The organism is Mesorhizobium sp. M7A.F.Ca.CA.002.05.1.1, assembly GCF_003998335.1.
Lineage (GTDB): Bacteria > Pseudomonadota > Alphaproteobacteria > Rhizobiales > Rhizobiaceae > Mesorhizobium.
The window spans coordinates 1-1,402 of sequence record NZ_RZQI01001207.1 but is presented as its reverse complement, the minus strand read 5'-3'; the positions used below and the strand labels follow the sequence as shown (position 1 = coordinate 1,402).

General features: G+C 64.7%; 2 protein-coding genes and 1 pseudogene. All 3 read right to left on the bottom strand.

Going from position 1 to position 1,402, the window contains the following annotated elements; genetic code table 11:
* Positions 1–90 (bottom strand): annotated as a pseudogene (locus EN939_RS39520) (cupin domain-containing protein); the annotation flags it as partial.
* 67 nt (positions 91–157) lie between these two features.
* Positions 158–916 carry a 2-dehydro-3-deoxy-D-gluconate 5-dehydrogenase KduD gene (kduD, locus tag EN939_RS34155; protein WP_127271817.1) on the bottom strand — a complete coding sequence of 253 codons (759 nt, stop codon included), beginning with the start codon at positions 914–916 and terminating at the stop codon, positions 158–160.
* A partial coding sequence (gene kduI / locus EN939_RS34150) for a 5-dehydro-4-deoxy-D-glucuronate isomerase (protein ID WP_127271815.1) occupies positions 913–1,402 on the bottom strand: 490 nt, incomplete at its 5' end. The genes kduI and kduD, both read right to left, overlap by 4 nt.

The following is a 1,402-nucleotide window of genomic DNA, read 5'->3' as shown; positions in this document are numbered from 1 at the left end:
GTCGGTGTGCAGGAGAACGCGCCGCCTGTTGCCGTCTGGCGTCTTCGTCCAGGCGCCCTCGCCGGCTTGCGCGAAAATCTTTGCGGTCATCGTTGTCTCCTCAGAGCAATTCCAAGAAAAGTGTGAAACGGTTTTCCGCCCGGAATTGCGTCAAAACCTAGCGCGCCAGCCAGCCGCCATCCACCGGCACCACCGCCCCATGCATGTAGTTCGACGCCGGCGCCAGCAGGAAGACGGCGGCGTCGCCAATGTCGCCCGCCTCGCCCCAGCGGCCGGCCGGGATACGCGCCAGGATGGCGGCGCTGCGGTCGGGATCGGCGCGCAGCGCCTGCGTGTTGTTGGTCTCGATATAGCCCGGCGCGATGGCGTTGACGTTGATGCCCTTTGCCGCCCATTCGCAGGCGAGCAGACGCGTGATGCCGAGCACACCGTGCTTCGAGGCAGTGTAGGACGCAACGCGGATGCCACCCTGGAAACTCAGCACGGAGGCAATGTTGACGATCTTGCCCTTCCGCTCAGCTGCCAAGGCACGCCTTGCAAAGCTTTGGCAGAGCAAAAAAACCGTTTTCAGGTTGACGTCCATGACGTCGTCCCAATCGGCCTCGCTGAGATCGACGGCATCGGCGCGGCGGATGATGCCGGCATTGTTGACCAGCCCGTCGAGCGGACCGCTTTCGTCCCAGATCCGGTCGTGCAACGGGCCGGCGGCCGAAATGTCGGCAAGGTCGGCGCTGACCGCCTCGAATTGCCCTCCCAGCGCGGCGACCTTGTCTGCCGTATCGTCCATCGACGAGCGGCCGACGCCGACCACCGCGCCCCCGGCGCGTACGATCGATACGGCGATGCCCTGGCCGATGCCGGTGTTGGCGCCGGTGACCAGGAAACGTTTTCCGGCAAGGCTGAAGGGGTCGCTCACCGCAGATCGCTCAACGCCACCGGGTCGACATCGGTATAGTCGACATTGTCGCCAGCCATCGCCCAGATGAAAGCATAATTGGAAGTGCCGGCGCCCGAATGGATCGACCAGCCCGGCGACAGCACCGCTTCCTCGTTGCCCATGACGATATGGCGCGTCTCGTCCGGCTCGCCCATGAAGTGGAAGACGCGTGCCGTCTCCGCCAGGTCGAAATAGAGATAGGCCTCCATGCGCCGGTCATGCACATGGCACGGCATGGTGTTCCACACCGAGCCCGGCGCCAGCTGAGTCATGCCGACCACCAGCTGGCAGGTCTTCACGCCGTCGGCATGGATGAACTGGAAGATCGAACGCTCGTTGCAGGTGTCCTTGCTGCCGAGATCGAGGCGCTTGGCGTCGCCGATGCGGATCAGCCGGCTGGGCCAGGCCTGATGCGCCGGCGCGCTGAGCAGATAGAATTTGGCCGGCGCATCTGCATCGGCCGAC